This window comes from Actinomadura geliboluensis (assembly GCF_005889745.1).
Lineage (GTDB): Bacteria > Actinomycetota > Actinomycetes > Streptosporangiales > Streptosporangiaceae > Spirillospora > Spirillospora geliboluensis.
On record NZ_VCKZ01000475.1, the window covers coordinates 1 to 6,555 of the forward strand.

At 74.0% G+C, this 6,555-nt stretch carries 3 protein-coding genes; 2 read left to right on the forward strand and 1 reads right to left on the reverse strand.

All coding sequences use genetic code 11. The features are described from left to right. Positions 1-302: 302 nt before the first annotated feature. Positions 303-1,007: a TetR/AcrR family transcriptional regulator gene (locus ETD96_RS38885; protein WP_138641495.1), complete on the reverse strand. Its 705-nt coding sequence runs from the start codon at positions 1,005-1,007 to the stop codon at positions 303-305. Between the two features lie 160 nt (positions 1,008-1,167). Here ETD96_RS38885 and ETD96_RS38890 point away from each other — a divergent pair, with 160 nt between their 5' ends. Both ETD96_RS38890 and ETD96_RS38895 read left to right on the forward strand, forming a co-directional pair. Beyond that, entirely contained in the window at positions 1,168-2,109 is a 942-nt protein-coding gene (locus ETD96_RS38890) for an NAD-dependent epimerase/dehydratase family protein (protein WP_138641496.1), read from the forward strand. Continuing rightward, the coding region (locus tag ETD96_RS38895) for an FtsK/SpoIIIE domain-containing protein (RefSeq protein ID WP_338072655.1) at positions 2,102-6,555 on the forward strand (4,454 nt) is incomplete at its 3' end. The genes ETD96_RS38890 and ETD96_RS38895, both read left to right, overlap by 8 nt.

The window sequence follows — 6,555 nt, forward strand, 5'->3', positions numbered from 1 at the left end:
GCCGGAGATGGTCGACTGGTTGGCCTTCATCGCGCTGCCCACGCGCTCCTTCCCGCCCTTCCGCGGCCCCCCGTCCCAGGGATTCCGCGCATGCCGAGCAATCCATGCTTGCGGGGGCGGCAAGGTCCCGTCAATGGATTCGGTGAGGTGAAGCCGTTCCGTATCCGGGCGGACGGTGGTGACCTGCGAATTCTTTGGTCACATGGCTACTTACCACCAGTCACATGCGTCACTGACCACATGCTGGACACGTCCGTGGATGCCCCGCGAGACCGCGGGAGGCCCGGGGAGGCCGCGCCGCGTCACGGTTCCAGGCCGACGAGGCGGCCGAGCAGGGACATGGAGTGGTCGAAGTAGGCGGACCGTTCCTCCTCGATCACGTTGTTGAATTGCCCGAACAATTCAAAGCTGACAGTTCCGTACAAGCCGGCCCATGCGGTGAAGGCCCGAGTCATCACGTCGTCGGGGAGATCCATGGGTAGTGCGGCGCGCGCGCGGGCCAGGTCGGCGGCGAGTGAGGGCGGCGCGGGCGGGAGCGGTCCTGCGGGGTCGAGCGCACCGGCGGCGTGCGCCTCGCTGATGATGCGCGTGAAGACCAGCGTGTCGCGAACGGCTGCGGGGACGGTGTCCTGAGGCGCCGTGTAGCCGGGGACGGGCGACCCGTACAGCAGCGCGTACTCGTGCGGATGCTCCAGCGCCCACCCTCGGACGGCCCTGCACACCGCGAGCCACCGGCCGGCGAAGTCGCCGGGGTCGGTCGCCGCGTCGGCGCGCTCGACGGCGTCCCCGATCGCGTTGTAGCCGTCGATGATCAGCGCGGTCAGCAGGTCGTCGCGGCTCGGGAAGTACCGGTAGATCGCCGACGACACCATGCCCATCTCGCGGGCGACCGCGCGCAGCGACAGGCCGGCCGCGCCCTCGATGGCGAGCTGCCGCCGCGCGATCTCGGTGATCTCCCTGATCAGCTCGGCCCGCACCCGCTCGCGCGCCGTCCGTCCCGCGCTCATGCGCGCCTCCCGTGCGGGGCCGTCGCGCCCCGGTTCGGTTCGCTCATGCCCCGAGATTAACAGAGCGATGCACTGAAGCGAGAGCACTGCTCTTGACAACACCGCTCTCGCGAGAGAGCATCGCTCTCGTTACAGAGCACTGAACCGAAGGAGCAGGGACATGGGCAAGCACGTGATCGTCGGAGCGGGGCAGGTCGGGGCGCACCTCGCCGAGCGGCTCACCGCGCGCGGGCATGACGTCGTCGTCGTGACGCGGTCGGGATCGGGGCCCGAGGGCGTCGAGCGGATCGCCGCCGACGTCGCGGACCGGACCCGGCTGACGCAGATCACCAGGGGCGCCGACGCCCTCTACAACTGCGTCAACCCGCAGTACCACCGCTGGGTGCAGGACTGGCCGCCGATGGCGGCGTCCTTCCTCGGCGCCGCCGAGGACACCGGGGCCGTCCTGGTCACGCTGAGCAATCTCTACCTGTACGGGCCGGTCGACGGGCCGATGACCGAAGACCTGCCCCTCGCCGCGCCCGGCACGAAGGGGCAGGTGCGGGCGAAGATGTCGCGGGACGCCTTCGCCGCGCACGAGGCCGGCCGCATCCGGACCACCGAGCTGCGGCCGTCCGACTACTACGGGCCCCGGAGCACCGACCAGGCGTACATCGGCGAGACCCGGTTCGTGAAGCCGCTGCTGGCGGGCAAGCGGGTGCTGTACTTCAGCGACCCGTCCGTCCCGCACTCGTGGACGTACCTGCCGGACGTCGCCGAGGCGCTCGCCATCGCCGGCACGGACGAGCGGGCGCTCGGCCGCGTCTGGCACGTCCCGACGGCGCCGGCGGTGTCCACGCTGGAGGTCGCGGAGCGGCTGTGCGCGATCGCGGGCGCGCCGAAGCCGCGGGTCACCGAGGTGCCGCGCGCCGTGTTCCGCGCGCTCGGACTGTTCTCCCCGCTGCTGAAGGAGCTGCGGGAGACCCGCTACCAGTTCGACAAGCCGTACGTTCTCGACTCCTCCGCTTTTCAGGCGACGTTCGGGATGGCTCCCACCCCGCTGGACGACGCCCTCGAAACGATCATCGCCGCCTACCGGAAGTCCGCCGGGGTTGATGCCTAAGCTGACTCCGGTCGACCAGCGGACGTCGGAGGCTCGGATGCGGATCTCGTTCACGGCGCTGACCGGCGGCGGTCCTCGCGATGTCGTCATCGACGTCGACGCCGAGGCCACCGTCGGCGGGATCGCGCAGTCGCTCGCGGCCGTCCTCGACGGCGCCCCGCCGGCCCTCACGCCGCGCTTCTCCAAGGCCGCCCTGCTCGCCAAGGACGGGCGCGGCCCGCGCAGGGCGCTGTGGATGGACGGCCGGATGCTCGACCCGCAGGCCCTCGCCGTCAAGGAGCTGCGGGACGGCGCCGTCGTCGCCGTCGAGCAGCGCGGCGCCGCCGCCACCGTCCTCGCCGAGCCGACCGGCCTCGTCGAGGTCCGGGTCATCGGCGGCCCGGCCGCCGGGTCGGTGCACCGGCTCGGGCTCGGCACCAGCACCATCGGCTCCGGGCGCGACGTGGACGTGGTGCTGGACGACCCGTCCGTCCCGGCGCGGTCCCTGCGGCTCACGGTCGCGCGCGACACCGTCGCGGTCGAGGCGTCCGCGATGACGATGCAGGGCGCCGCCGCGCTGGACGGCACGCCGCTCGGCGCGAGGACCGCCTGGCCCGCGGAGGCGCTGCTGACGGTCGGCGACAGCGTGCTCGCGCTCGCCCCGAGCGCCGCGCCCGACACCCACCTCGAACCGCTCCCCGAGGGCGGGCTCGCGTTCAACCGGCCGCCGCGGCTGCACCCGGCCGACCGGGTGCGGACGCTGGACGTCCCGAAGCGCCCCGAACGCAACCCGCGCGAGCGGCTCCGGCTGTTCGGCGCGCTGCTGTTCTCGGCGTTCGGCCTGGTCATGGCGTTCGCGCTCGGCCAGTGGTGGTGGGCGCTGTTCGCGCTGGCCTGGCCGGTGATGACGGTCGGCGAATGGATCGGCGACCGGCTGCACGGCCGCAAGTCGTACAAGAAGGCGCTGAAGGAGTATCACCGCAGAGCGGGCGAGTTCGACGGCGAGCTGGAGCGGCTGCGGCGCGCGGACGAGGCCGAGCGGCGCGCCCTGCACCCCGACCCCGCCGAGGTGCTGCTCACCGCCACGGGCCCGCGCCGCCGCCTGTGGGAGCGGCGCCGCGACGACGCCGACGTCCTGCACCTGCGGGTCGGGCTCGCCGACCTGCCCGCCCGCATCGAGCTGACCGGCGACCCGCGCGCCGTGCCGATCCCGGCGGCCCGGCGGGTCCCGGTGGCGCTGCCGCTCCGCGAACTCGGCGTCGTCGGGCTGACCGGCCCCAGGTACGCCTCCCGCGCGCTCGCCCGGTGGATGGTCGCGCAGGCCGCCGTCCTGCACAGCCCCCGCGACCTCGCCATCGTCGTCCTCTCCGCCGACCAGCAGGCGGGGGACGAGTGGAACTGGGTGCGCTGGCTGCCGCACTGCGCGCCGCGCGAAGGCGAGGACTGCGTGGCCCTCGTCGGGGCCGACACCGAGTCGGCTGCGCACCGCATCACCGAACTCGCGATCCGCGTCACCGAACGGCGCCGTACCGCACAGGCCGAGTCGTCGTTCTTCGGGCAGGACGCGGTGCCGTCCGTCCCGTACAACATCCTGATCGTGCTCGACGGCGCGCGCGCGTTGCGTCGCCTACCCGGCATGCCGATGCTCCTGTCACGAGGCGCCGAGTACGGCCTCTACGCCATCTGCGTGGACGACGAGGAACGTCTGCTCCCCGAAGAGTGCCAACTGGTCGCCGCCTGGGACCCGCAGCGCCCGTCCCAGCTCCGCCTCCAAGGGCAAGGGCTCGAAGTGGTCGGCCCGGTGCTCGCCGACCAGGTCTCCCCCGCCTGGACAGACCGGGTGGCGCGCGCGTTGGCCCCCGTCCGGGACGTGTCCCGCGAAGACCCCGCCGACTCCATACCGGCCGACGTACGGCTCCTCGACATCCTCGGCATGCCCGAACCCACGGCTGAGCACATCCTCCAGTCATGGGGCAGGACGGGCCGCACCACACGCGTCCCCATCGGCCTCGGCTCAGGGCAGCCCTACGAGATCGACCTCCGCACAGACGGCCCCCACGGCCTCATCGCAGGAACCACAGGCGCGGGCAAGTCGGAACTACTGCAAACCCTCATCGCGTCCCTCGCCGTGGCGAACCGCCCGGACGAGATGACGTTCGTCCTCATCGACTACAAGGGCGGCGCCGCGTTCAAGGACTGCGCCCGCCTCCCCCACACCGTCGGCATGGTCACCGACCTCGACGGCCACGCCACCGAACGCGCCCTCGAATCCCTCGCCGCCGAACTCCGCCGCCGCGAGGAGATCCTCCTCGACGCCGGCGCCAAGGACGTCGACGACTACAACGACCTGCGCACCGCCGACCCCGGCCTGCCCGCCATGCCGCGCCTCGTCCTCATCATCGACGAGTTCGCCGCCATGGTCACCGAACTGCCCGACTTCGTCACCGGCCTCGTCGACATCGGCCGCCGCGGCCGGTCCCTCGGCGTCCACCTCATCCTCGCCACCCAGCGCCCCGCCGGCGTCGTCACCGCCGACATCCGCGCCAACACCAACCTGCGCATCGCGCTCCGCGTCACCGACCCGGACGAATCGACCGACGTCCTCGACTCGCCCGAGGCCGCGCAGATCTCCAAGTCGACCCCGGGCCGCTGCTACGTCCGCTCCGGCATGGCGGCGCCGCAGCCCGTCCAGTCCGCGCGGATCGGCGGCCGCCGCGGCGGCCCCGCCGGCCCCGGCACCACCGTCCTCGCGCTGCCCTGGCAGGGCCTCGGCCACCCGCTGCCCGCGCCCCGCGAGGCCGCCGACGACACCACCCTCGCCACCGACCTCGGCGTCCTCGTCCAGGCCGTCGACGAGGCCGCCCGCCGCGCCGGCATCGCCCGCCGGCCGTCCCCGTGGCTGAGCCCGCTGCCGGACATGATCAAGCTGACGCCGCGCACCGCCGCGGGCGGCTCCGTCGTGGACGTCCCGCCGATCCGGTTCGGCATCACCGACCTGCCCGCCGTCCAGTCCCGCGAGGAACTCGCCCTCGACCTCACCGCCGGCGGCCACCTCTACCTCGCCGGGTCCGCCCAGTCGGGCCGCTCCACCGCGCTGCGCACCATCGCCGGCTCCCTCGCCTCGTCCTGCTCCCCCTACGACGCGCACCTGTACGCGATCGACTGCGGCGCCAACGCGCTGCTCCCCCTGGTGTCCCTGCCGCACTGCGGCGCCGTCGTCACCCGCGACCAGCTCGACCGCTGCGAACGCCTCCTCACCGCCCTCACCGCCGAGGTCGCCCGCCGCCAGCAGCTCCTCGCCGAGGCCGGCTTCGCCACCCTCGCCGAGCAGCGCGCCGCCGTCGCCGCCACCGACCGCCTCCCCTGGATGGTGCTGCTCCTCGACCGCTGGGAGGGCTTCCTCGGCGCGTTCGAGCACTACGACTACGGCCGCCTCGTCGACCAGGCCGTCCACCTCCTGCGCGAGGGCGCCGCCGTCGGCCTCCGCGCCGTCTTCACCGGCGACCGCTCCGGCCTCGGCGGCCAGATCTCCACCGTCTTCGACCGCCGCCTCCTGCTGCGCATGGCCGACCCGAACGACTACGGCTACGGCGGCCTCCAGGACCGCCAGATCCCCGCCGCCATGCCGCCCGGCCGCGCCCTCGAACCTCCCGGACCCGCCGAGCCGGGCGCGCCGCCGCGCGAGTCGCAGATCGCGCTGCTGGGGGACGACCCGTCCGGCGCCGGGCAGGCCGCCGCGCTCCAGGAGATCGCCCGCACCTGCGTGTCCCGCTACGGGCGCCTGCCCCGCCGCCGTCGCCCCCTCCGCGTGGACGAGCTGCCCGACCGCGTCACCTACCGCGAGGCGATGTCGCTCGATCGCGAGTTCCTGGCCCCGTCGGCGCTGTGGGCGCTGGTGGGCGTCGGCGGCGACACCCTCGCGCCCGTCGGCGTCGACCTGCGCAGCGACGGCCCGGGCTTCACCGTCGCGGGCCCGCCGCGCTCCGGACGCTCCACCACGCTCCGGACGATCGTCCACTCGCTCCTCGACCCGGCCGTTGGCGGCGGCCTCGTCCCCGTCGTCCTGGTCACGCCCCGCCGCTCCCCGCTCCGCACCCTCGCGGACCGCCCCGGCGTCCTCGGCGTCCTCACCGCCGACTCCGACCCCGACGACCTCGCGGACGCCATCGGCGACGAACACCGCTACGCCGTCATCGTCGACGACGCCGAACTCCTCGACGAGACCGACCTGGACGACGCCCTCCGCGACGTCCTCCGCACCGCCCGCGACGGCGAGCACGCCGTCGTCATCGGCGGCACCACCGCCGACCTCGGCCGCGGCTACCGAGGCTTCCTCTCCGACACCCGCCGCTCCCGCTCCGGCGTCCTGCTGTCCGTCGACTCCCCCGACGACGGCGACCTCTTCGGCCTACGCCTCCCCCGCAACGCCCCGCTGGGCGGCCCCACCGGCCGCGGCCTCTTCGTAGC

Excerpts from the sequence above, each read along its gene's own strand:
- ETD96_RS38885 (WP_138641495.1), bottom strand. The coding sequence starts at position 1,007 with ATGAGCGCGGGACGGACGGCGCGCGAGCGGGTGCGGGCCGAGCTGATC.
- ETD96_RS38890 (WP_138641496.1), top strand. The coding sequence starts at position 1,168 with ATGGGCAAGCACGTGATCGTCGGAGCGGGGCAGGTCGGGGCGCACCTC.